Annotated in this window: 23 protein-coding genes and 1 tRNA gene; 19 read left to right on the top strand and 5 right to left on the bottom strand. The window is 50.2% G+C overall.

Annotation, left to right across the window (positions count from 1 at the left end):
- From QZ292_RS02260 to QZ292_RS02175, 18 genes are all read left to right on the top strand, one after another.
- Window positions 1–1,296, top strand: coding sequence for a glutamate-1-semialdehyde 2,1-aminomutase (locus QZ292_RS02260; protein ID WP_294597264.1), 1,296 nt, complete (start codon window positions 1–3; stop codon window positions 1,294–1,296).
- Window positions 1,297–1,300: 4 nt separating this feature from the next.
- A complete protein-coding gene (locus tag QZ292_RS02255; protein ID WP_294597262.1) occupies window positions 1,301–2,044 on the top strand; it encodes an SDR family oxidoreductase in 744 nt (247 codons plus the stop codon).
- Window positions 2,029–3,222 (top strand): hypothetical protein, encoded by a 1,194-nt coding sequence (locus tag QZ292_RS02250; protein WP_294597258.1) that lies wholly within the window; start codon window positions 2,029–2,031, stop codon window positions 3,220–3,222. Before QZ292_RS02255 ends, QZ292_RS02250 begins: the two co-directional genes overlap by 16 nt.
- Before the next feature lie 51 nt (window positions 3,223–3,273).
- Complete coding sequence (locus QZ292_RS02245) at window positions 3,274–4,773, top strand: hypothetical protein (protein WP_294597255.1); 1,500 nt, start codon at window positions 3,274–3,276, stop codon at window positions 4,771–4,773.
- Window positions 4,774–4,881: 108 nt separating this feature from the next.
- A complete protein-coding gene (locus QZ292_RS02240; protein ID WP_294597252.1) occupies window positions 4,882–5,745 on the top strand; it encodes an NAD-dependent epimerase/dehydratase family protein in 864 nt (287 codons plus the stop codon).
- A gap of 2 nt (window positions 5,746–5,747) precedes the next feature.
- Entirely contained in the window at window positions 5,748–6,968 is a 1,221-nt protein-coding gene (locus tag QZ292_RS02235; protein ID WP_294597249.1) for a glycosyltransferase family 4 protein, read from the top strand.
- 47 nt (window positions 6,969–7,015) lie between these two features.
- A complete protein-coding gene (rfbF, locus tag QZ292_RS02230) occupies window positions 7,016–7,801 on the top strand; it encodes a glucose-1-phosphate cytidylyltransferase (RefSeq protein ID WP_294597246.1) in 786 nt (261 codons plus the stop codon).
- Window positions 7,795–8,913 carry a CDP-glucose 4,6-dehydratase gene (gene rfbG / locus QZ292_RS02225; RefSeq protein WP_294597243.1) on the top strand — a complete coding sequence of 373 codons (1,119 nt, stop codon included), beginning with the start codon at window positions 7,795–7,797 and terminating at the stop codon, window positions 8,911–8,913. Before rfbF ends, rfbG begins: the two co-directional genes overlap by 7 nt.
- Window positions 8,914–9,077: 164 nt before the next feature.
- Window positions 9,078–9,344 (top strand): hypothetical protein, encoded by a 267-nt coding sequence (locus QZ292_RS10375; protein ID WP_365330724.1) that lies wholly within the window; start codon window positions 9,078–9,080, stop codon window positions 9,342–9,344.
- Entirely contained in the window at window positions 9,341–10,309 is a 969-nt protein-coding gene (locus tag QZ292_RS02215) for an SDR family oxidoreductase (RefSeq protein WP_294597237.1), read from the top strand. Before QZ292_RS10375 ends, QZ292_RS02215 begins: the two co-directional genes overlap by 4 nt.
- Entirely contained in the window at window positions 10,293–11,198 is a 906-nt protein-coding gene (locus tag QZ292_RS02210; protein ID WP_294597235.1) for a glycosyltransferase, read from the top strand. Before QZ292_RS02215 ends, QZ292_RS02210 begins: the two co-directional genes overlap by 17 nt.
- 5 nt (window positions 11,199–11,203) lie before the next feature.
- Window positions 11,204–11,767, top strand: coding sequence for a serine acetyltransferase (locus QZ292_RS02205; RefSeq protein WP_294597233.1), 564 nt, complete (start codon window positions 11,204–11,206; stop codon window positions 11,765–11,767).
- A 2-nt stretch (window positions 11,768–11,769) separates the two neighbouring features.
- Window positions 11,770–12,483, top strand: a complete 714-nt coding sequence (locus QZ292_RS02200) for a glycosyltransferase (RefSeq protein WP_294597230.1) — start codon at window positions 11,770–11,772, stop codon at window positions 12,481–12,483.
- Window positions 12,484–13,560 (top strand): EpsG family protein, encoded by a 1,077-nt coding sequence (locus QZ292_RS02195; protein ID WP_294597227.1) that lies wholly within the window; start codon window positions 12,484–12,486, stop codon window positions 13,558–13,560.
- Entirely contained in the window at window positions 13,557–14,594 is a 1,038-nt protein-coding gene (locus tag QZ292_RS02190; RefSeq protein WP_294597224.1) for a glycosyltransferase family 4 protein, read from the top strand. Before QZ292_RS02195 ends, QZ292_RS02190 begins: the two co-directional genes overlap by 4 nt.
- Window positions 14,557–15,393, top strand: coding sequence for a glycosyltransferase (locus QZ292_RS02185; protein ID WP_294597222.1), 837 nt, complete (start codon window positions 14,557–14,559; stop codon window positions 15,391–15,393). Before QZ292_RS02190 ends, QZ292_RS02185 begins: the two co-directional genes overlap by 38 nt.
- Window positions 15,394–15,396: 3 nt before the next feature.
- Window positions 15,397–16,389 carry an NAD-dependent epimerase/dehydratase family protein gene (locus tag QZ292_RS02180; RefSeq protein WP_294597219.1) on the top strand — a complete coding sequence of 331 codons (993 nt, stop codon included), beginning with the start codon at window positions 15,397–15,399 and terminating at the stop codon, window positions 16,387–16,389.
- Window positions 16,389–17,597, top strand: a complete 1,209-nt coding sequence (locus QZ292_RS02175; protein WP_294597216.1) for a polysaccharide biosynthesis protein — start codon at window positions 16,389–16,391, stop codon at window positions 17,595–17,597. The genes QZ292_RS02180 and QZ292_RS02175 overlap by 1 nt, the downstream gene beginning before the upstream one ends.
- 44 nt (window positions 17,598–17,641) lie before the next feature.
- Here the strand turns inward: QZ292_RS02175 and QZ292_RS02170 are convergent, their stop codons facing one another.
- The 4 genes from QZ292_RS02170 to QZ292_RS02155 form a co-directional block, all read right to left on the bottom strand.
- Window positions 17,642–18,496 (bottom strand): ATP-binding protein, encoded by an 855-nt coding sequence (locus QZ292_RS02170; RefSeq protein WP_294597213.1) that lies wholly within the window; start codon window positions 18,494–18,496, stop codon window positions 17,642–17,644.
- A gap of 36 nt (window positions 18,497–18,532) precedes the next feature.
- On the bottom strand, window positions 18,533–19,615 hold the full coding sequence (locus tag QZ292_RS02165; RefSeq protein ID WP_294597210.1) for an Mrp/NBP35 family ATP-binding protein: 1,083 nt from the start codon (window positions 19,613–19,615) through the stop codon (window positions 18,533–18,535).
- Entirely contained in the window at window positions 19,612–21,435 is a 1,824-nt protein-coding gene (gene ispG, locus QZ292_RS02160) for a (E)-4-hydroxy-3-methylbut-2-enyl-diphosphate synthase (RefSeq protein WP_294597207.1), read from the bottom strand. The genes QZ292_RS02165 and ispG overlap by 4 nt, the downstream gene beginning before the upstream one ends.
- A 36-nt stretch (window positions 21,436–21,471) precedes the next feature.
- A tRNA-Ala gene (locus tag QZ292_RS02155) sits at window positions 21,472–21,544 on the bottom strand.
- Window positions 21,545–21,695: 151 nt separating this feature from the next.
- Here QZ292_RS02155 and QZ292_RS02150 point away from each other — a divergent pair.
- Window positions 21,696–22,397 (top strand): energy transducer TonB, encoded by a 702-nt coding sequence (locus QZ292_RS02150; protein ID WP_294597204.1) that lies wholly within the window; start codon window positions 21,696–21,698, stop codon window positions 22,395–22,397.
- A gap of 67 nt (window positions 22,398–22,464) precedes the next feature.
- On the opposite strand, the gene QZ292_RS02145 is transcribed toward QZ292_RS02150, so the two are convergent.
- Window positions 22,465–22,977 carry a DUF4251 domain-containing protein gene (locus tag QZ292_RS02145; RefSeq protein ID WP_294597199.1) on the bottom strand — a complete coding sequence of 171 codons (513 nt, stop codon included), beginning with the start codon at window positions 22,975–22,977 and terminating at the stop codon, window positions 22,465–22,467.
- Window positions 22,978–23,164 lie beyond the last annotated feature (187 nt).

Here is a 23,164-nt window from a genome sequence, read left to right as displayed (position 1 = left end):
ATGAAAAACTACAGCCAGCGACTCCACGCGGCGATTCCCGGCGGAGCTCACACCTATTCGCGAGGCGACGACCAATATCCCGCTAATGCGCCCCAGATTCTCGAACGCGGCGAGGGAGCTTATGTCTATACGCCGGAAGGGGAGAAATTTTTGGATTACGGGATGGCGCTTCGCGCTGTTACTTTGGGTTATGCTGAACCTACAGTGGCTGCGGCGGCCATTAAACAGATCCATTTCGGAAATAATCTCACCCGGCCGTCGCTGATCGAACTTCAGGCCGCGGAACTCATGTGCGAGCTAATTCCGAGCGTAGAAATGGTTAAATTCGCCAAAAACGGTTCGGTTGTAACCACTGCTGCGTTAAAACTGGCCAGAGGATATACCGGCCGAAAGTATATCGCACGGTGTGCGGATCATCCGTTCTTTTCTTATGACGATTGGTTTATCGGCGACACCCCGCTAACGCTGGGGATTCCGGAGGAACACCATGCACTGACCTTGAATTTTCGTTACAATGACATCGCGTCAGTCGAAACACTTTTCAAACAATATCCGGGAGAGATTGCCGGCCTAATTATGGAACCGGCTACGGGCGGACATCCGCAGGACGATTTTTTACATAAAGTGCAAGCCTTGTGCAAAGAAAATGGGACGGTATTCATTCTGGATGAAATGATTACCGGTTTCCGATGGAACTTGCAGGGAGCTCAGAAATATTATGATATCGTACCCGACCTGTGTACTTTCGGGAAAGGGATGGCCAACGGCTTCTCCGTAGCTGCTTTAGGCGGGAAGCGCGAAATCATGAACGTCGGCGGCATTTTGGAAGAAGGAAAAGAACGGTTATTCCTGATTTCTACCACACACGGCGCCGAAATGTGCGGTTTGGGCGCTTTCGTGGAAACAGTCAAATTTTATAAAGAACATAATGTAGTCGAACACCTGTGGAGCTATGGTCAGCAATTGATCGATGGGATGAATGCCATTGCCAAAGAATTGGGAATTGAAAAAGAATTTGAAGCTTGCGGAGTACCGTGTTCCCCGGGATATGCCACGCGCGATCGGGCGGGTAATGTTTCGATGCCGCTGCGTACGCTCTTCTCACAGGAGATGATTAAACAGGGCATCTTGATGCCGTGGATCGCCATCTCTTATGCTCATGGCGCGAAAGAGTTGAAAATCACACTTGAAGCTACACGCAAAGCACTGACTATTTATAAAAAAGCACTTGACGAAGGCGTCGACAACTATCTCGTCGGGCCGGCTATCAAACCTGTATTCCGTAAATTCAACTAACCGCATGAAACTCGAAGGAAAAATAATCATCGTCACCGGCAGCGGAGGATTGATCGGACGCGAAGTGGTGCGATACTGCCGCGAAAGCGGAGCCGAAGCGGTAGTTGGGGTGGATATCGACCGGCCGAACCGGTGGGGAGAGCTTCCGGACGTGGCTTATGATGTGACCGATCCGGCCCAGATCGACGCACTGGTAAACTACGTGATACAAAAGTACGGACGGATCGACGGACTGGTGAATGCTGCTTATCCCAGGACTTCGGACTGGAGCGCCAGGTTTGAAGACATCCCTTATGAAAGCTGGCAGAAGAATGTAGATATGCAGCTCAATGCCGTATTTCTCATTTGCCAGAAAGTACTGGCTGTCATGAAAAAACAAGGTTCGGGCTCGGTGGTGAACTTCGGCTCCATATACGGGGTGGTGGGCAACGACTTTACGATCTACGAAGCCTACGGAGGCACTTCTCCAGCCGGATATGCGGCAATCAAAGGAGGGATTATTAATTTCTCCCGGTACCTGGCATCGTACTTCGGGCCATATGGCGTTCGGGTGAATTGTGTCTCCCCGGGCGGCGTATTCGACAATCAGCGACCTGAATTTGTCAAGGCTTATAGCCATAAATCCCCGCTCAAGCGGATGGCCCGACCGGAAGAGATGGCTCCAGGAGTCGCTTTTCTGCTTTCCGACGAATCGAGTTTTATCACAGGCCACAATTTAATGATCGACGGCGGATGGACAGCAATTTGATTCGCAAAGTCATATTCTTGAATTACTTGCCCCTCTCACTGAAAATCAAAGAAGATTTTCTATTAGATCGTTTAGTCACAGGAGGGTTTGTAGTCGAATATTGGGATCTGGCTCACATATTCGGGTTCGATCAAATAAGCATAGAAAACCGGAATGATCCATTAGTACGCCAAGTCTCGAACTACAAACAATTCCGAGAAATGGTATGGGCGGAAAGCCGTCAAACTACACTTTTCTTGTCATTAATGACTTATGAAGGGCGAGTAATTCGCTTACATCGGACACTGACCCGTGCAGGTTGTATTACTGGTCGCTATGGCATTAATATGATCCCGGTTCCCGTAAGTAATGGGGGCCGACAATCGTTTTTTCAGAAATTGTTGCGAATTACCCCCAAGAAACTTCCGCATTATTTGCGCAACAAGCTTTCAGTCTATTATAAAAAATGGGGTATAATCCGGCCTTTCGATCTATTATTGTGCAGCAGTCGTCAAGGATTTCGCGCCATTGGATTGGGAGCTCCAATCGATTTGGCTTATGCTCACAAGATAGTGAATATCAATTCAACAGACTATACGATTTGTCAACGGATAGAACAGCAAAATGACCGAGTACTTGCCAATGAGTATATTCTCTTTTTGGATGAATACCTACCGCTCCATCCGGATTTTGCAATAATAGGACAACCGGTTATCGATGCAGAAGAATATTACCGAACCATCAACTCGTTTTTCAGACAAATCGAGGCGCGTTACGGTATGCCAGTTGTAATCGCAGCCCATCCAAAAGCTATAGAATACAAAAAACGCGATTTTTTCGACGGGCGGACCGTACTATTTGGTCAAACGGCTGCTTTAGTTCGAGATTGTAACTTTGTTTTGGCTCATGGCAGCACATCGATCGGTTTTGCCGTAATATTCAACAAACCGGTAGCCATTCTGCTTTCAGAGGCAATCGATCGAGTTATGCCTTATTATCGAGATGATTTCCGCATCAAAGGACAAACCGTTAAAGCACAGTTCCTTTTTTATGACCAAATATTGCCGGATAACATCCAATTAACCATTGATACCGAGGCTTATCAGCAGTACAAGTACAATTACTTGACTTCACCGGACAGCGAACACAAAAACAATGTGGATATTATTATCGACGCATTTAAAAATTTCAGTCTGTAACACATTGCCTTGCAAACATCCTTTACAAAAAACTACCTGAAAATTTACTCGATGCAGATCCTCTCCATGGTATTAGGATTTGCGTCGATGTTTATCGTAGTCCCTTACCTGAGTTCCGACCAAACCACGTACGGGATATATACTGTGTGTATTTCGATCACTATTTTTCTATCTTATGCAGACCTCGGTTTTCTGAGCGCAGCCCAAAAATATGCCGCCGAGAGCTATTCGCAAGGAGACCGAGAACGAGAAGTCTCGTTGATAGGTTTTGCACACTTTATATTCTTGTGTGTAACTTTGTTAATAGGTGGCGTATTCCTTTATTTCAGTTTTCATCCCGACCAACTCATCAACAATCTTTTACCGGGCCGGCAGACTCAAACAGCACATGAACTGCTCCTTATTTTGGCTTTCTCGACCCCTATTGTCGTAATACAGCGGTTGGTACAAATGATCTTCGGCATCCGACTCGAAGAATACCACATACAGAAACTCGTCATTGCCGGGAACGCACTCAAAATACTTTCGGTATTCTATTTCTTTACCAATGGTCGGTATAATATTGTCGGTTATTATCTATTTATTCAAATCATTGCGGCTTTCGTCGCTGTGGGCGGGATTTGGATGGCCCGCTACAAGTACCAATATCCGCTGGGACAACTCGTGCGTCGTTTCCGCTTTTCAAACGATATTTTTCGACACACCAGATCCCTTGCATTTTCCAGTCTCTTTATCACCCTTTGTTGGATACTCTATTACGAACTCGACTCGATCGCAATCGCTAAACTGCTGGGGGCCGATGCTGTGGCAATTTACGCTATCGGCTTATCCATATTGTCTTTCAGTCGATCTTTGGTTGGAGTCTTGTTTTCCCCCTTTTCGTCCCGTTTTAACCATTTTATAGGTTTGGGGCAGTGGTCTGAATTTCGGCATTTTTATTTGCACGTAATCTTTCTGACTTTCCCGTTAGTTGTTTTTCCTTTTGTCGCCGTTGCCATGATGAGCCGAGGAGTGGTAATTTCATGGGTTGGGCCGGAATATGCGGCATCTGTCGAAATCGTGGTTTGGCTGGTACTGTGTAATATTCTAGGGTTTGTAAGCTATCCGACAGGAATAATGCTTATGGCTTGTGAAAAGATTCGGCAGTTATATCTACAAAATGCATTGATGGTCCTGATATTTTGGGGTGGTATTTTCACTACCGTAGGAATCTGGGGGATAGAATCATTTGCTCGTTTCAAGTTTTTGACTTTTATTTTTAACGGGATTGCATATCTATGGCTCTCGTTACAATTCTTGGGAATATCGTTACGATCGTTTCTACGTACGGTGGTTGTGCCTTATTTGCCGGGGTTGGCAGTCATGTTGGGTGTGTTGTTCTTGATTCGAGACAGTTACATCACCGGCAAAGACAAGTTAAACCTAGCCCTCAACGGAGTATTGATACTCGGAAGTATTTTCGTTGGCTTGATGGTGAGTTTATGGACTGTACCCAGACTTCGACAATACGTTTTTCAACTTTTGCGCTTACCTTCAAAACACGGCCTTTAACTCGGATTTACTCCGTAAAAAGGTGGCGATTTGAATAGTTGTTGTATCTTTGTAATTAAAGGAAAAGTTGTATGATCTTTTTCTGCAAAATATCCAAAAGCAATAAATATGAACCGGGAAAAAATAGCCATACTTGGTGCTGGAGGATTTACCGGCAAACATTTTATAGACTATCTGCAAAGACAAAATACCGGTGATCGCTACGAGCCTATTTTGATAGACATTACACCCATTGAATCCGGTTATGAAAGTCATACCATTGACGCATGTGACCATTTAATGCTTAAAGATGTGCTGGATCGTATTTCACCAGTGTATATCGTCAATTTGATGGGTATACTTCGCAGCGACGATTTGAACCAACTTTACCGCTGTAATGTCGAAGTATCACGACATCTGATGCAGTATGCCGTGCAGGCACATGTTCCGGTGAAAAAGATTTTGCTTATCGGATCGGTTGCCGAATACGGCTTTGTGGCAGAGAATCCCGTAGATGAAAATTTTCCCCGAAATCCAGTATCCGCCTACGGACTGTCAAAAGTAATCCAGCAGGAAGAAGCACTTTACTTTTGGCGGAAATACCATGTTCCTGTAGTTATAGCCAGGACATTCAACCTGATCGGGCAAGGGATATCGAACCAGCTAGCCATTGGTGCGTGGCGGGAAAAGATAGCCGAAGCCGCTGATAGGGCTACGGTCCGATTTGGAAACCTGGAATCCTACCGCGACTATATGGAGGTCAAAGATGTAGTAGATATTTATTGGAAACTATTGCTGCATGCTCCGGGTGGCGAAGTGTATAACGTGTGCAGCGGTAGTGCGGTGCAGATGCGCACCTTGCTCGAACAGGAAATCGCACAGTCAGGCAAAAATATTACAATAGAGATCGATCGATCCCTCTACAAACCAGATGACCTACCCATTATTTATGGTAACAACAGCAAATTAGTTCATTTTCTAAAAAATCTATAGAAATGAAACTATTATTGTATACACAAAATCATGAACCAGGGGGAGGTAATCGATACTTGACTGATTTTGTTAATGCCCTTCCTCCCTCTTGGACCGTGGAAGTGATAACTAATCGTGGCGCATTATTCAAATCCGATTTGGAACGTCTCAAACAACGTTCCCTTTCGATTTTGGAATTGCCAGTAGTTACTACCCACGATTTGGTACACCGCGGGGGAGTAACTGGCCTGCTTTTTAAGATTTGGCGGCGTTTACCCCTGATTAACCGATTGCTTACCCGCCGGCTCAGAACAAAGAACAGCCGGCAGTTCGGACATTTTTTACAAACCCGAGACTATGATGCCGTGTGGGCGTTCAATGGCGGTTTTCCAGGCGGCTATTCGTGTTTCGACCTATTGCATACAGCCCACCGGCGAGGATTGCCTACACTGATGAGTGTAGTCAGCATGCCTGCAACGGCCGAACATTTTGACCGTATATATAGACACGTGATTGCAGGAATTGATCGCTTTGTTGTTAATTGCAACAGAATCAAAGAAGCCTTATCTTCTTCCCGGAACATATCTCCCGATCGCATAGATGTCATTTACAATTGCACCCATTTGCCCGCCACCATCCGCTCCTGCACCTCAGGGTCACAGGGGCTTCAGTTTGGCTTCGTAGGCCGTGTCGAGCCCCTCAAAGGGGCCGAACTAATGATCGAGGCTTTTGTGGAAGCCTTGGACCATATCCCCTCGGCCGCCCATCTGCACTGCTATGGTAAGAAAATGCTGGGTATCCGCTCTATGAAACTTGTGGCCCAGCATGCCGACCGCATTACGTTACACGGGCCTTTCGACACCGCGGATACAGACGTCTATCCCCAAATTGATGTTTTAGTATTGCCTTCATTTTGGGAAGGGTTCCCGTACGTCATTATTGAAGCGATGGCACACGGCATTCCGGTCTTAGGGACCGACGTAGGCGGAGTTTCGGAAGTAATTCAGTCCCATCGTACAGGCCTTTTGATCCAGGCACGCAATAAAGCCCAGCTTACCCAAGCATTTATAGAACTGTGTGCCGCAACAAGCGAATCAATACATGCTATGGGGAATCAAGCGCGTTTGGAAGTAGAACGAAGATTCTCTTACACCTCTTTCGAGCAAGCAGTAAAAGAATACTGCCGCATACATTGGAATAAAGATACCGATATGAAAATACCATATGCAGGTACCAAATTGTAATCGATTAAAATCAATAAATACATCCCCAACCGTTTTTTTATAAAATTATGAAAACAGTGATTCTTTGCGGCGGATATGGGACCCGGATACGGGACGTTTCCGACAATATACCCAAACCGATGATCCCCATCGGAGGGAAACCGATCGTGTGGCATATCATGAAATATTATGCCAGCTATGGTTATAAGGATTTTGTACTCTGCCTGGGTTATAAAAGCGAAGTTATCAAAGACTATTTCGTCAACTATGAACTGCGCAGCTCCGATATTACGCTGACTCTGGGCGATCCCGATTCACGACGGCAGAGTTCGGCACATCACGATGAGTCCGGCTGGCGGATTACTATGGCCGAGACAGGACTCAATGCAATGACCGGCGCTCGGGTACGGCGCATTCGGCATTATGTGGGCGAAGATCCGTATTTTATGCTCACTTACGGCGACGGGGTAGGGAATATCGACATCGATCGACTGGTGGAATACCACAAATCGCATGGGAAAATGGTCACTGTGACAGGCGTGCGGCCTCCTGGACGATTCGGCGAACTCAGCTTGGCTGACGACAATACCGTTTTAGGCTTCAACGAGAAACCGCAGGCCAGCGGGGGACGCATTAACGGCGGTTTTTTTGTCTGCAACCGCGAATTTCTTGACCTGTTGAGCGACGACGAAGGACTCGTCTTAGAACAAGAGCCAATGAAAGAACTTGTACGCAGGGGAGAACTCAAGATGTTCGAACACGACGGGTTCTGGCAACCGATGGACACCTCGCGGGAATACACGTTGCTCAACGAGCTTTACAAAACGAATCAGGCACCTTGGGTAAGATGGTAAACAATCAATTTTTCGGAGACCTATACCGCGGGAAGCGGGTGTTGGTGACCGGCCATACCGGTTTCAAAGGCTCGTGGCTCACCAGCTGGTTGCTCGATTTGGGAGCTGATGTGTACGGAATTTCGAAAGATATTCCCACTCAGCCGTCGATGTTCGTCGAGCTGGGGCTGGAAAAGCGAATAACGCATTATACGGCTGACGTTCGGGATTTGGCACAAGTATGCGAGATTGTTCGTACGGTAAAGCCGGAGTTCGTGTTTCACCTGGCGGCACAGCCTATCGTGTCGCTCTCGTATGCCGAACCGATCGAAACGATCGGATCCAACGTCATGGGGACGACCAACGTGCTCGAAGCATTGCGGCAGTATAATCAGCCTTGTACAGCGGTGATTATCACCAGCGACAAGTGTTATGACAATGTCGAATGGGTGTGGGGGTATAAAGAAACCGATGCAGTGGGGGGAAAAGATATATACAGCGGTTCCAAAGGGGCGGCGGAATTGATCTTCAAATCTTATTACCACTCTTTTTTCAAAAAGCCGGAGTGTCCGATTAAAGCGGTTACGGCTCGGGCGGGGAATGTGATCGGCGGCGGCGATTGGGCTTTGGATCGAATCGTACCGGATTGTATGCGCTCGTGGAGCGAAGGACGGGTCGTCGAGATTCGTTCGCCGAAAGCGACGCGGCCGTGGCAACATGTATTGGAACCACTGAGCGGATACCTGCAATTGGGTGCCGAACTCTATCAACGACCGGAGTTGACCGGCGAAAGTTTCAATTTCGGACCGCAGGCTGAGTATAGCCATACGGTACAGGAGCTGCTCGAAGATTTGAGCCGAACCTGGCATTTTACCGACCCGCAGCAGGCTTATCAAATTACGGGCGACATAAAATTCCATGAGGCGGGATTGCTCAAACTCAATTGCGACAAAGCATTGTTCTATTTTCGGTGGACGCCGACACTTGACTATCCGGCCGTGATCGATTTCACGGGAAACTGGTACTACGCTTTTTATAAGGAACATACGGATATGTATGCTTATACGATGCAGCAAATCCATGCTTATCAACAAAAAGCTATAGAGAAAGGAGTGAAATGGGCCCGAAAATAACCATAGAAGGGGTCATGCTTACCCCCCTCAAACAGATTTTTCACCCGAAAGGCGACGTTTTTCATGGGATGAAGCGTAGTGACCCGGGTTTCGATGGCTTTGGAGAGGCTTACTTTTCCACAATTCATCCCGGAGATACCAAACCGTGGAAAAAACATCTGCGGATGACTTTGAACTTTGTCATACCGGTGGGACGGATTCGGTTTGTGTTATACGACGATCGGGAGGGGAGTACGACTTACGGACAATTTTTCGACCTTACGCTGGGAGAGGGGAATTATCAACGAATCACGATTCCGGCGGGGATATGGGTCGCGTTTCATGGCGTGGGCGAAGGATTGAACCTGCTACTCAACTTAGCTAATCTGGAGCACGATCCGGAAGAAGTGGAACGAAAAGAGACACTGGACGACATACCTTACACTTGGTGATAACCAAAGGACACATACTGATTACGGGCGGCAACGGCTATATCGGAGCTCGTTTGAGCTTGCATTTAGCCGATGCGGGCTATGCCGTTACCCCCGTATGCTATCCGGCGGCACCGGTCGATGAGGCTTGGCGTGCCAAGATGGAGCGCATAGTCGTAGGCGACGTGCGGGACGAACAGTTTTTGCGGGGACTCGCGCAAGAGGGAGGCTTTGATGCTGTCGTGCACCTCGTTTCGCTGGACCACCGACAGTCGGCCGGCGATCCTGCTTCGGTGGCAGGGGTGAATATTACTCCGACTTGGAGTTTGCTCGACATTTTCTCGAAAGCAGGACTGAAAAAATTCGTCTATTTTTCCACTGTACAGGTATACGGGGTATTGACTCCGGGAAAAATTACGGAACAACATCCGCCGCAGACCAGGAATGCTTATGCGCTTACCCATTGGATCGGAGAACAGATTTGCGACCATTACAATCGGACCAGTTCAACGCAATGTCGTGTGGTACGGCTTTCCAATAGCTACGGCGCTCCGATTTTCATGGAGAATAATTGTTGGTGGCTGGTGGTCAACGACTTGTGTCGGATGACATTCCGCGAACGGCGAATCGTCCTGCAATCCGACGGAACGCCGCAGCGCGATTTTATTCACGGGTGGGACGTATGCCGGGCCGTGGAGCGCATCATCGCCACAGAGGCGCCTCATACACTGTACCAGATCAGCTCCGGAACTACGCTGACCATTATGGAGATCGCACAGACCGTACAGCAAATTTATGCGGAACGTTACTCCCGCGACATCCGAATAGAGTCCGTACCACCTACGGGCGGGGCGACAGCGTCGGATCGCTATACGATCGACAACAGCTTACTGCGCAGTATCGGCTATACGCCGGAATGGGATTTACGGCGAGGGATCGAGGACCTGTTTGACTACTTAGAGCAGCACGATGGCACAAGAGCATAAATACAACTCTTCTACACCGCTTTTTTCGATCGTTATCCCTACCTACAATCATGGGCACCTGATCGGTCGTTGTCTTGACTCGGTCGTGGGACAGAGTTGCGGGGATTGGGAGGCGATCGTGGTGAATAATTTCTCAAATGATAACACCATCGAAGTGGTGGAGGGTTACCACGATTCTCGCATTCGACTGATTAATTTTGCGAATAACGGTATCATCGCCGCTTCACGCAACAAAGGTATTTCGGAAGCTCGCGGCGAGTGGATCTGTTTTCTGGATTCCGATGACTGGTGGACACCGGATAAATTGGAGGCATGCCTGCCTTATCTAGACCAAAACGACGTGATATATCACACATTATGGATATACACAGAACAACAGGGACTTACGACCAAAACACTTCGAGCATACGTGCCTCGGAAGCCTATCTTCGTTAATTTGTTACTGCATGACAGTTGCATGCCCAATTCATCGGCATGTATTCGTCGTACAGTGATCGAACAAATAGGTTTCCTTTCGGAAGAGCGGGACTTAGTCGCTGTGGAAGATTTCGACTATTGGTTGCGTTTAAGTCTTGTTACCGAACGTTTTGCAATGATCCCTAAAGCGCTTGGATATTATTGGATCGGGTCGACCTCTATCTCGTCCAGTCCGAAATGGGTAGCCCGTCATGACGCAATTTACAACAAATACCTACCCGTAATCAAAGATGCACGCACACGTAAAAGAATAAAAAAGCGATACAATTATTCACGAGGTGTCATCTGTCAACAGATAAAAGAATTTCAAGAAGCAAAAAAAACACTCCGCCACGCCTTAAGCCGACAAAACTCAATATTACGAAACCTCAAAATCTTATGTCGGTTAGCAGCTTTGACTATGAAACATTAACAACTATGGTAAATGTAAAAGATGTAATCGATCAGGATTTGTTTCGTTATGCAGGCAATGCTTCGCTCAAAGCATTTTGGAAATGCTATCTAACCATTCCTGGATTCAAATATTTATACTGGTACCGCAAAGCGCAACACTGGCAGACACGTTCGCAACGCAATGGGCTATACAAACCTTTATTCGTTTTTTTCGAATTACTGATGCGGCATTACGGTTATAAGTATGGCATAGACATCCCCTCTTCCACCTCTATTGCACCCGGTTTCTATATCGGTCATTTTTCAGGCATCGTCATTTCTCCCCGAACTATAATCGCTAAAAATGTGAACATATCGCAATGTGTCACCATAGGGAGTACCAATATGGACTTTGCAACCATTGAAGAGGGGGTATACCTCGGCCCGGGCAGTAAAATTGTAGGCGGAGTGCATATAGGTGCCTATGCGGTGATAGGAGCCAATGCTGTGGTTGTAAAAGACGTGCCCGCCGGAATTACAGTTGCAGGCGTACCTGCCGTTCAGATCAGCATTAAAGACTCACGCCGCTTCATTCAAAATCCCGTGTAACAATGATACCTAAGACGATACATTACATATGGGTCGGCAGTCGGACTATTCCTGCGAAATACCAATCTTTTATCAATGAGTGGAGTCGGAAAATGCCCGATTGGGAAATCATACGGTGGGATGAGTCAAACTTTGATATTGAACATTCGGCGGACTATTGTCGAGAAGCTTATGCTTTGAAGAAATGGGCTTTCGTTTCGGATTATATTCGAGTAAAAGTATTATACGACCACGGCGGTATCTATCTCGATGCGGACGAAGAAATGATCCGGTCGTTGGATCGTTTTGTTGAACATAGCGTTTTCTTCGGCCTTGAACCCGGACTTCGTTTGCAAGCAGGAGTGTTCGGTTGCGAACCTCAGAATCGACTCATCGGGACCATTCTGGCACAATATGACCAAATGCACTATGTAGTGGACAGACGACCGGACAATACTGTCATCGGGATACATTTTCAGAATATACTACAAGAAGTGTATCCCCAGTTCGTCCCGACGGAATCGGCTCCAACGATTTTGGATGGTGGCGTGGCTATTTATCCGAGCCGTTATTTTTGTCCGGACTTGGCAACGCTCAAGATCACGGACGAAAGTTATACGGTGCATCGGCCAATGGGTTCTTGGTTGCCGCCGAAAGCCAAACTCAAGAAAAAACTGTATACTTTCATCACCCAAGTCAGATTGCTGAATTGGCTCTATCGCAAGATTAAACGATAAGTGGCACCCTATTTTATCATATTCACTTTATTGGGGCTGTTTTCGTTCGCTGATTTCTTTAATGTAAAACGAAACCAGCGGCTATGTCTATTGGTCATTGGCGCTGCAATTTTGATCCTCTTTGCCGGACTTCGCTATGACTCGCCAGACTGGATGCCTTATAAAGAAGGGTTCGAAGAGGTCGCTCACGTGGGACTCGATTACACCCGACTCAATATTGCACAATTTTTCGAGCCGCTCTATAACCTGACAGTATATATAATAACATTTTGTACGACGCAGCCCGTATTCTTATTCTTGATTATCGCAGCGATAGCGGTAATACTCAACAGTCGGTTTTATGCCAAATATTCGGAATTTTTCCTCTTATCTCTACTTTTGTATTTCGTCCATACTTTTCTAATGCGCGAAACGATGCAAATCCGTGCAGGAGTCGCAGCCGGGATTGTCTTATGGTCATTACCTTTTGTAACGCAACAAAAGCCCTTCAAATTTCTGTTATTGATCCTATGTGCTATGGGATTCCATCTCGCATCGGGTGCATTCGCGCTGATTTATCCAATCTACCAATGGAATCTGAAAAACCAGGTTTGGAAATGGCTTATCGGTATTTGTTTGGTAATCGGTATTCTTTTCCCTTTCGGAAAACTGTTGACCATGTTACCGGGTGGAGCATTATTTCAACGGATAAAGAATTATTCATGGATGGTCGAACAGGGAGCACCCGGAATACTAACCAATCCGACAATCATCAAACAACTGTTTTTTTCGTTCATTTGCCTAAAATACTGGAAAACATTAGACGAACGGGTTCCTTATTTTCGACTGCTAGTTACGCCGTTATTAGTTTCAGTGTGTTGGTTGGTGGTTTGGAATGATTTTGCGATTATTGCCGGCCGTATCGGAACTTTCTTTTCCATCACGGAAGTATTAGTTGTCCCGATGTTGCTTTATCTTGTCACTCCACGTTCTCGCCCCGTTATGGGATTGTTGCTGGTGTTGTATGCCCTGAGCACTTTGTCCCTCAACTTGGCTGTCGGCAATGTCGCCCGTTATCAATTTCTGCTAACCCAATGAAGATAGCCTATATTGTTCCCTCTTTAGCCAATCGAGGTCCGGTGATTGTCGTCAAAGAATTGGTTCGTCAAATGATAAACCATGGACACGAATGCACCGTATTTTATTTTGATGACAAGCTTCCGATTACTTTCGATTGTGCGACACATCGCATTCGAAAAAACGAAAAAATAGATTTTTCAGCATACGATATCGTTCACAGCCATGGCCTACGTCCGGATAAATATGTAGCTAAATATCGAGAATATAGCGGGAAGGTTCGCTATATCTCTACATTGCATAATTATGTTTTAGAGGACTTACGATATCAATATAATTGGTTGGTTGCTCAGATATTCGGTCGATTATGGATGCATACTCTTCAAAAAATGGATACTGTAGTTGCACTGTCTCAGCATGCTCAACAATATTATTTAAAATGGTTTCCACCACAAAAAGTAACCTATGCATACAATACTCGAGTATTATATCTGACTCAAACTCTTGACGAAAATTCCATACAAGAACTTCAGGTATTCAAAGGAAATTCCGTATTGATCGGAGTCAATGCCTTATTGACACGGCGGAAAGGGGTTGATATGTTGATTCGGGCTTTAGTGCGCTTGCCGGACTACAAATTGTTCATTGCGGGGGATGGTAAAGAGCGTGCGCGACTCGAACGCCTGGCTCGCCGATTGGGAGTGGCTGATCGCTGTCTGTTTGCCGGCTACCGACAGAATGCTTATCTTTATTTGCCGTTATATGATATTTATGCCCTGCCGAGTCGGAGTGAAGGTTTTCCATTGTCTTTACTTGAGGCGGCCGTGTATGCAAAGCCATGTGTTGTTTCCAATCTGCCCATCGTAACCGAATGTTTTAATACAGACGAAGTAGCGATTTTTAGACTCGAAGCACCTACCTCTGTAATCCAGGCTATACATGGAGCGACAACTAATTCTACGTTAGGTAAGAATCTGCACCTGAAATACGAACAAGCGTACAGCCCGGAAAGAATGTATGAACGTTATCTCCGAATATATTATGGCGAAGTTTAGTGTTCTAATGTCTGTATATTACCGGGAACTGCCGGAATTCTTGGATATCGCATTAGCCAGTGTTTTCGATCAAACGGTTCTGCCAGATGAAGTTGTATTGGTCAAAGACGGCCCACTGACGCCCGGTCTCGATGCTGTAATTAGTCGATATGCCGCTCTGCAGCCCGAGTTGCATGTAATTACTTTACCGGAAAATGTCGGACTCGGTTCTGCTTTAAACGAGGGCCTCAAACATTGTTCCTATGACTTGGTTGCCCGAATGGACTCGGATGATATTTGTAAACCGAATCGTTTTGAAAAACAGTTGGCTGTTTATGCCCAAAGCCCTCATTTAGCTGTTGTTGGAAGTTGGGTGGACGAATTCATTGACGATCCCGCTCACTTATTATCCGTTCGCCGCACACCATGTACCCCGAAAGAAATCTGTCACTTCGCCCGAAAGCGAAATCCGCTGAACCATCCCACAGTCATGTTTCGAAAAGACGCAATCCAACAAGTCGGCGGATACCAACCCTTTTTTCTCTTTGAAGATTACTATCTTTGGGTTCGATTATTAATCAACGGATTTGAGCTATACAACATCCAAGAAAGTCTTTTATTCTTCCGCAGCAATCCCCAAATGATCGCTCGCCGGGGGGGCCTTAAATACGCTCTAAGTGAATGGCGATTTTTGCGGGTGATGCATAAAGTTAAATGGATTAATACTTACACCTTATTAACCAACGGTTTTATTCGATTCACAATACGCATCATGCCCAATAAGATCCGAACACTAATTTATAAAAAACTACTTAGGTAAACCATGAAAATAGCCATCATCGGCGGTAGCGGATTCGTTGGCACGCGATTGATCGAACTGCTCCGAAAACAGCATCAAATCTGTAATATCGACAAACAAGATAGTCATTTTCATCCCGACCTGACTATTATTGGCGATGTGCGTGACTCCGCCAAACTCACCGAACAACTCACCGGAGGCTTCGACGCCGTAGTGTTGCTCGCTGCCGAACACCGGGACGACGTGTCACCGACTTCACTGTACTACGACGTCAACGTACAAGGAGCACGGAACGTGCTGGCGGCTATGGATGCCAACGGGATACGCCGAATTGTCTTCACCAGCTCCGTCGCCGTTTATGGATTGAACAAGAAGAATCCGGACGAACAACACCCGGCCGATCCGTTCAATCACTATGGAAAAAGTAAGTGGCAGGCGGAAGAGGTGCTCCGCGGGTGGTACGATGCTGATCCGACACAGCGAAACCTGAATATTTTACGACCAACTGTAATTTTCGGGGAACGGAACCGTGGGAATGTCTATAATCTATTACGACAGATTGCCGGCGGGAAATTTCTGATGATCGGAAAAGGCGAAAATAAAAAGTCCATGGCATATGTCGGAAACATCGTAGCTTTCATCGATTTTCTGCTGACCGTTCAAACGACCGGATACCATGTGTACAACTATGTCGATACGCCGGATTTTACCATGAACCAACTGGTTGCACATGTAGGCAATGTACTCAAAAAACATATTCCGGCAACCCATTTCCCATATTGGCTGGGGATGATGGGTGGCTATGGTTTCGATCTGCTGGCATGGATAACGCGCAAAAAACTGACCATCAGTTCGGTGCGTGTCAAAAAGTTTTGTGCCACGACACAATTCAATGCCACGGCAGCCCACACCTCGGGATTTATGGCACCGTACACACTCGGAGACGGACTCGAACGAACGCTTGAATACGAATTCGTACACCCGCAACCGGATAATATCACTTTTATTTCTGAATAATGTTCCACCTCGCACAATTCATAAAAGACCATGTCACAGGGAGGCAGACCAGTATGTTTGCACCTGACATCGATGCTAACCGGAAACGACTCACCGAAGAAATCAAAGGAAAATCCGTACTCGTGATCGGTGGCGCCGGGACTATCGGTTCGTCGTTTATCCGCGCTATCCTGCCGTTCCGACCGGGCGCGCTGACCGTCGTGGATATCAACGAAAACGGACTCACCGAACTCACGCGCGACCTGCGGTCGACCTCCGGAGGATATGTACCGCCGGAATATGTAACGTATCCCATGAATTTCAATGACGCCGTGTTCGAAAAGATGTTTCGGGCACACGGCGGATTCGATATCGTGGCCAATTTTTCTGCACATAAACATGTGCGGTCTGAAAAAGATGTGTATTCCGTCGAAGCGCTGCTCGAAAACAATGTGCTCCGGGCCAGGAAACTGCTGACCCTGCTGGAAGAGTTCCCGCCGCGGCACTACTTCTGCGTCTCGACCGACAAGGCGGCCAATCCGGTCAACATCATGGGCGGGTCGAAAAAGATCATGGAAGATATGATTATGGCATACAGCGATCGGTTTCCCGTGACCACCGCCCGGTTTGCCAACGTGGCGTTCAGCAACGGAAGTTTGCCCGACGGATGGATGCAGCGTATCGAACGACGCCAGCCGCTCTCGGCTCCGAACGATGTGACCCGGTACTTCGTCTCGCCGGAGGAGAGCGGGGAGATCTGCATGCTGGCCTGTATGCTGGGGAAAAGCGGGGAGATCTATTTCCCGAAACTCGGGAAGGAGCAGGTCAAGACTTTCTCGGCCATCGCAACGGACTTGCTGACTGCTATGGGCTATCGGGCCGTCGAATGCGGATCGGAACAAGAGGCGATCGATATGGCCGCACAGCTTGATGAGGGCGATAAGAGGTACCCTGTATATTATTCAGGAAGCAATACCACGGGAGAAAAACCGTACGAAGAGTTTTTCACCGACGACGAAACGACCGATATGAAACGCCATCAGGCTTTGGGGGTGGTAACCGGTGTGCAGCCGCGGCCGATGGCGGAGATCGATACTTTGTTTACGCAACTGACCGAGGCGTTCGCCCGTCCTTCGGTTACCAAGGCCGAAATCGTTGCTATTATGAAGGAGTTCCTGCACAATTTCGAACACGAGGAGAAAGGGCTCAATCTGGATTCCAAAATGTAATTCTCGCGTTCGCCTTGGCGGAGCAACGATCCGATGGCGGAGAACTATTCCGCCATCGGGCGGACGATGTCGCTGATCTCGATCACCCGATCCGTCCAGCCGTTCATCACCAGGGCCGGAGAGTGGGTGGCCAGAATCAGCTGAAGGTTGGGATTCAGTGTCCGAATGTCATCGATCAAGCGCCGCTGCCAGTCGAAATGAAGCGAAATCTCGGGCTCGTCCATAATCAGGATGAACTCGCGTCCCGACTGGATCAACACGGTCGTCAGAATGATCAGAATCTGCTTCTCGCCGGAAGACAACTGATGCGGCGAGATCATCGTCCCGTACTGGGTGAGGAACTGCAAGGTGTCGCTCTCGCGATCGACGCGCTTGCCGGTCGCCTCCAGCAGGGCGTCGATGATGTCGAAATATTGGGTCCGGCGGGTGGTCAGCGAACTGACGTCTGCGATCGTCTGGCCCGCCTGCAAGGCGGCGATGACGCGTTTCCCCACCTCCAGCTGGTAGGTCAGATAGCGGTTCTGGAGCCGGTACAGCTCCCAGTCCAGATAGGTGGCCACGGTGCCGTCCGAGAGTTTGTAGATGGCTTCGCTCTCCTGCAGGGTGGTGTCGAAGGTGCTGATAACGGCCACGTGGAATGCCGCCGGATCGAACGGGTGGTCGGAACCGGCCCGCCGGCCGTCGGCAAATTCGACTTCGATCGAACGCATCCGGCAACGGTGGCCGGGGGATATCGCACCGCGCGTGAACAGGTCGCTCAGACAGCGCAAAACGGTGCTCTTGCCGCTCCCGTTGCTCCCGGAGAGGATGTTCACTTCGGGCGAGAGTTCCCACGAGAGGTCGCAGACGTTCCACAACCCGCGCACTTCGATCTTCCGTATGTATTCCTTTGTTGCCATAGCTCTCTTTTTGGTTTTCAGGCCGCCCGCCGCAGACTATGCCAGTGTCCGGGCCACGGAGCGAAACGCTTCGCCCGTCACCGAATCGCGCGCTGCAATCGGAGTTCCCGCATCGCCCCCCTCCGCAATCGCCTGCACCAACGGGATCGAACCCAGAAACGGAACCCCCTGCTCTTTCGCCAAAGCGGCCACCCGGCCGTCCGCTCCCGCCGGCCCGAAGATATAATACTTGTTCTCCGGCAGCTCCGCCGGCGTGAACCAGGCCATGTTCTCGACAATCCCCCGGATCGGAACCCCGACGTTCTCGTTCCGGAACATCGCGATACCGCGCACCACATCGGCCAGGGCCACCTCCTGAGGCGTGCTGACGATCACCGCGCCCGAGAGCTTCAGCTCGCTGACGATCGTCAGGTGCAAGTCTCCCGTCCCCGGCGGCAGGTCGATCAACAGATAATCCAACTCTCCCCACGCCGTCTGGTGCAACAGCTGCCTCAACGCGTTGGTCGCCATCGGCCCCCGCCACACCAAGGCATCCGAACCCGAAATGAAAAAGCCGATCGACATCACCTTCACCCCGTACGCCTCCGCCGGCACGATATATTCCAGATCGGAACCGTCCTCGGCCACTTCGGCCACCGGTTTATAGCCCTCTACGCCGAACATCTTCGGCATCGACGGCCCGTAGATATCCGCGTCCAGCACCCCCACCCGAAATCCCTCGGCGGCCAAAGCCACCGCCAGATTGGCCGTCACGGTGCTCTTCCCCACCCCGCCTTTGCCCGAAGCCACGGCAATCACCTGCCCCACCCCGCTCATCGAGCTCTTTTCGCGCATCGCCTGCTGCTTCGCCGCTTTGGAGTCGGGCGGCAGCGGCTCGGACACCACAATCACCGGCGCCACCCCCGTAGTCTCGGTCAGTATCGCCTCCGCCGCACGCCGCACCGAACCGGCCATCGGATCCCGCGGCTTGGTCAGCTTCAGCGTAAAGCGCACGGCGCCGGTCGCCGGATCGACGGCGAGGTGTTCCACCATCCCCAGCGACACGATATCCTTCTCCTGCTCCGGATGGGTCACCCCTTTGAGCAGCTCCAGCACCTCTTCGTTGGTCAATATCGTCATGATTTGTTCCGTAAACTGTTGTCAATCAAAACTTCGAGCCGTTCCAACGCCACCTCCTGCGGAATGTTGCGCTCGACGACCTCCTTGCCCCGGTACAAGGTCACCACGCCGTTCCCGGCTCCCACATAGCCGAAATCGGCGTCAGCCATCTCGCCCGGCCCGTTCACGATGCAGCCCATCACGGCGATCTTCAGCCCCGGATAGTTCCCGAACCTGGCCTTGACCGCCCGGGCGACCTCCTGGAGCTCGAACAGCGTCCGTCCGCACCCCGGACACGAGATGATCTCGGTCTTCGAGATCCGGGCCCGCGCGGCCTGCAAAATCGAAAACGACAGCGAGGTCAGGTCGAAATCCGGCGTCAGATCCCGCTCCGTCTCCACCAAATTCCCCGCCGAATCCTCGTCGTATTCCGTGGTGAATACTTCGTTCACGATCCATATCCCGTCCCCGAAGCCGTCGATCAGCAGCGCGCCGAAGTCCGCGGCGGCATAGAGCTGCAACCGCTCCAAATCCCGCTCGCCGTAACAGCGGCTCATAATCACCGGATTCTTCAGCCCGTGCCGCATCAGCTGGACAAAGCAGGCCCGAATCTCGCCCACCCAATGGCTGTTCTCGGACACCAGTACGAGAATCCTCTCCGGATGGCTCTCCAGCCACTCCAGAAACTCATACGAGAGGTGTTCCAGCGTGCAGGCGATCCAACCCTCTCCATGATCCAAGTCTTGCATCGCCTGTCGCGGTGTCACGAGCGCAAAATCCTCCGGCGACAAGTCCGCGCCGCCCGGCCCAACACAATCCCCCACCACAATGGGCGGCGCCCCGCCCCCGATCGGCACCCCGCGAAAAACGACAGCGGTCGCCGCCCGTCTGGCGTAGTTGTACGGATCGTACGGCACCGGTTCGTCGTCCACCGGAATGTAGTTATGCATCTCGCGCCCCACGAAATAGTCCGCCAATATCCGCGCCGGCGCGATTTCATTCTCCGGTGCCTCGGTCAGCGAGACACGGATGGTGTCCCCGATCCCGTCCGCCAGCAGCGCGCCGATCCCTACCGCAGAGCGGATCCGTCCGTCCTCCCCCTCTCCCGCCTCGGTCACACCGAGGTGCAGGGGGTAGGTCATCCCCTCTTCGTCCATCCGGGCCGCCAGCTTGCGATAGGCCTCGACCATCACCCGGGTGTTGCTCGACTTCATCGAGATGACGACCCGGTCGTATCCCTCGGCCCGGCACACGTGCAGGAACTCCATCGCCGACTCGACCATTCCGTCGGTCGTATCCCCGTACCGCGACATGATCCGGTCGGAGAGCGATCCGTGGTTCACCCCGATGCGGATGACCGTATTATAATATTTGCAGACTTCGATCAGCGCCGTGAGCTGAACCCGCAGCCGCTCCAGTTCGGCAGCATACTCGGCGTCGGTATACTCCAGCTTCCGGAACGTAGCCCGCTTGTCGATGAAATTACCGGGATTGATCCGCACTTTGCTGACATACTGCGCCGCAATCAAGGCCACCTGCGGATTGAAATGGATGTCGGCCACCAGCGGCACGTAGCACTCCCGCTCTTCGATCCGCCGACGGATGGTCAGCAGCCGCTCCGCTTCGGTCCGCCCCGGTGCGGTGAGCCGCACCATCTCGGCTCCCGCCTCGGCAATCCGCAGCACCTGAGCGGCCGAGGCCTCGACATCGGCCGTGTTGGCGGTGGTCATCGACTGCACGACGATCGGGGCATCGCCCCCCAGCACTAACCGGCTGCCGATCCGAATGGGATGGGTCCGCCGGCGGGAATAGCTGAACAGATGAGGACAGTAACGTTTCATGAAACGAAAACGAGGGCGGAAACCGAAAGAAACAAGTGGAGAATACCGGGTTCGAACCGGTGACCTCTTGCATGCCATGCAAGCGCTCTACCAACTGAGCTAATTCCCCTTCGTCGACTCCACAAATATAGCCCTTTTTTCGACAGCGACAAATATTATCCGAACGAAGTATTGGTTTTTTCGAATAAATGGCATAGCTTTGTAAGTACGATTTACCGGTTGTGCGCACGGACGCATACAAAAATTCACTACCCAACAATATGGAACTCAAAAAATCACCCAAAGCCGATCTGGAAAACAAGCGGAGCTATTTTCTGGAGATCGGTATCATCGTGGCGCTGGCGGCATGTATCGCCATGTTCAGCTGGAGCCAGAAGGAGCGTGTCATCGAGGTCGTCGAACAGGCTCCGGTCGTGGTCGAAACGGAAATGATGGAGGTGACCATCCAGGAAGACAAGCGGCCGCCGGCACCTATGAAGACCCAGGCGGTGGCGATCTCGGAAATCCTGAATGTGGTGAAGAACGACGCGAAAATCGAACCGACGGTCAATATCCTCGACCTGGACGTGACGCAGGATCTGGCGGTGGACGTGACGAAGTTCGGGGCGACGTATACGGGGGAAGCGGAAGTGGAGGACGATACGCCGGTGGTGATTGCGGAAACGATGCCTACCTTTATGGGCGGTACGGTGGACGACTTCGCCAGATGGTGCGGGAAACACATCGTCTATCCGCCGGCTGCGCAGGACAACGGTTCGCAGGGACGGGTCATGGTGCAGTTCGTGGTGGAACGCGACGGGTCGATCAGCCATGTGACGGTGCTGCGGGGGGTAGACCGGCTTTTGAACGACGAGGCGGTGCGGGTGATCAAGAGTGCGCCGAAGTGGACGCCGGGGTCGAACCGGGGAAAGCCGGTGCGGGTGTATGTCAACGTGCCGATCAACTTCGTGCTGTCGGACTAAGCATCTCTTTAGGAACAAAAAAGGGGCTCCGTTACGGAGTCCCTTTTTTTGTCGTTCGCCAGACCGATCAGTTGGCCTGGATGGTGCCGGTGTAAGATGCGGTGTTCCCCATATTCGGCACGAGGGTCAGGGTAGCCAAACCGTTGTCGATATTATAGTTCAGGTGGAAAACATACTTCACGCCGTCCCATTCGGTCTGGAAAACCAGCGTCCATTGCGCCCCGCTGTTCATATCTTCCCAGAAGGTAAACCGGTTGGTCGTGAAATCGATCCGTTTCGGGATCATCGTCACATTCTCGGCCACCGACACGTAGGGCAGGTTCACTTCCAGATAGCCGGGATAGACCGTAACATAGTTATTCCACTGATTCAACGCCTGTTGCGGCCCGTCGAACTCGGGGGTCAGGTACGAGGCGGAGAAGGTGAGGTTGTGGCTTTGCAGGGCATTGGTCATCTGGGAGATCATGGCCTCTTTCCGTTCGGTGCGTTTGGCGTCGCGAACGACCTGTTTGCTGTAATCCTGAGCGGCGGCGCCGGCTACCAGACCTACCATCATCAACGACAAAAATAACTTTTTCATAATTTATTGGTTGTTAGTGTGTTTATATTCTTGTTCGGGCCGATACGGCTATTACCCGCCGTGCGTCCCCGCAGGGTTCGTTGTGTCCGCAGCTTGAGTCTTGCGGAGCCTGAGGCGCGCAAACAGAAAACAGGGCAAGGAGTTGGGCTACTCCAGCCAATTGCCCACCGCGGGCACGCGGGGCCTG

The sequence above is a fragment of the uncultured Rikenella sp. genome (assembly GCF_910577125.1).
GTDB lineage: Bacteria > Bacteroidota > Bacteroidia > Bacteroidales > Rikenellaceae > Rikenella.
This window is presented reverse-complemented; position numbering and strand designations above follow the sequence as displayed.

Bases quoted from the DNA above. Each gene is read 5' to 3' on its own strand.
- QZ292_RS02260 (WP_294597264.1), top strand. From the start codon at position 1: ATGAAAAACTACAGCCAGCGACTCCACGCGGCGATTCCCGGCGGAGCT.
- QZ292_RS02255 (WP_294597262.1), top strand. From the start codon at position 1,301: ATGAAACTCGAAGGAAAAATAATCATCGTCACCGGCAGCGGAGGATTG.
- QZ292_RS02250 (WP_294597258.1), top strand. From the start codon at position 2,029: ATGGACAGCAATTTGATTCGCAAAGTCATATTCTTGAATTACTTGCCC.
- QZ292_RS02245 (WP_294597255.1), top strand. From the start codon at position 3,274: ATGCAGATCCTCTCCATGGTATTAGGATTTGCGTCGATGTTTATCGTA.
- QZ292_RS02240 (WP_294597252.1), top strand. From the start codon at position 4,882: ATGAACCGGGAAAAAATAGCCATACTTGGTGCTGGAGGATTTACCGGC.
- QZ292_RS02235 (WP_294597249.1), top strand. From the start codon at position 5,748: ATGAAACTATTATTGTATACACAAAATCATGAACCAGGGGGAGGTAAT.
- rfbF (WP_294597246.1), top strand. From the start codon at position 7,016: ATGAAAACAGTGATTCTTTGCGGCGGATATGGGACCCGGATACGGGAC.
- rfbG (WP_294597243.1), top strand. From the start codon at position 7,795: ATGGTAAACAATCAATTTTTCGGAGACCTATACCGCGGGAAGCGGGTG.
- QZ292_RS10375 (WP_365330724.1), top strand. From the start codon at position 9,078: ATGACTTTGAACTTTGTCATACCGGTGGGACGGATTCGGTTTGTGTTA.
- QZ292_RS02210 (WP_294597235.1), top strand. From the start codon at position 10,293: ATGGCACAAGAGCATAAATACAACTCTTCTACACCGCTTTTTTCGATC.
- QZ292_RS02205 (WP_294597233.1), top strand. From the start codon at position 11,204: ATGGTAAATGTAAAAGATGTAATCGATCAGGATTTGTTTCGTTATGCA.
- QZ292_RS02200 (WP_294597230.1), top strand. From the start codon at position 11,770: ATGATACCTAAGACGATACATTACATATGGGTCGGCAGTCGGACTATT.
- QZ292_RS02190 (WP_294597224.1), top strand. From the start codon at position 13,557: ATGAAGATAGCCTATATTGTTCCCTCTTTAGCCAATCGAGGTCCGGTG.
- QZ292_RS02185 (WP_294597222.1), top strand. From the start codon at position 14,557: ATGAACGTTATCTCCGAATATATTATGGCGAAGTTTAGTGTTCTAATG.
- QZ292_RS02180 (WP_294597219.1), top strand. From the start codon at position 15,397: ATGAAAATAGCCATCATCGGCGGTAGCGGATTCGTTGGCACGCGATTG.
- QZ292_RS02175 (WP_294597216.1), top strand. From the start codon at position 16,389: ATGTTCCACCTCGCACAATTCATAAAAGACCATGTCACAGGGAGGCAG.
- QZ292_RS02170 (WP_294597213.1), bottom strand. From the start codon at position 18,496: ATGGCAACAAAGGAATACATACGGAAGATCGAAGTGCGCGGGTTGTGG.
- QZ292_RS02165 (WP_294597210.1), bottom strand. From the start codon at position 19,615: ATGACGATATTGACCAACGAAGAGGTGCTGGAGCTGCTCAAAGGGGTG.
- ispG (WP_294597207.1), bottom strand. From the start codon at position 21,435: ATGAAACGTTACTGTCCTCATCTGTTCAGCTATTCCCGCCGGCGGACC.
- QZ292_RS02150 (WP_294597204.1), top strand. From the start codon at position 21,696: ATGGAACTCAAAAAATCACCCAAAGCCGATCTGGAAAACAAGCGGAGC.
- QZ292_RS02145 (WP_294597199.1), bottom strand. From the start codon at position 22,977: ATGAAAAAGTTATTTTTGTCGTTGATGATGGTAGGTCTGGTAGCCGGC.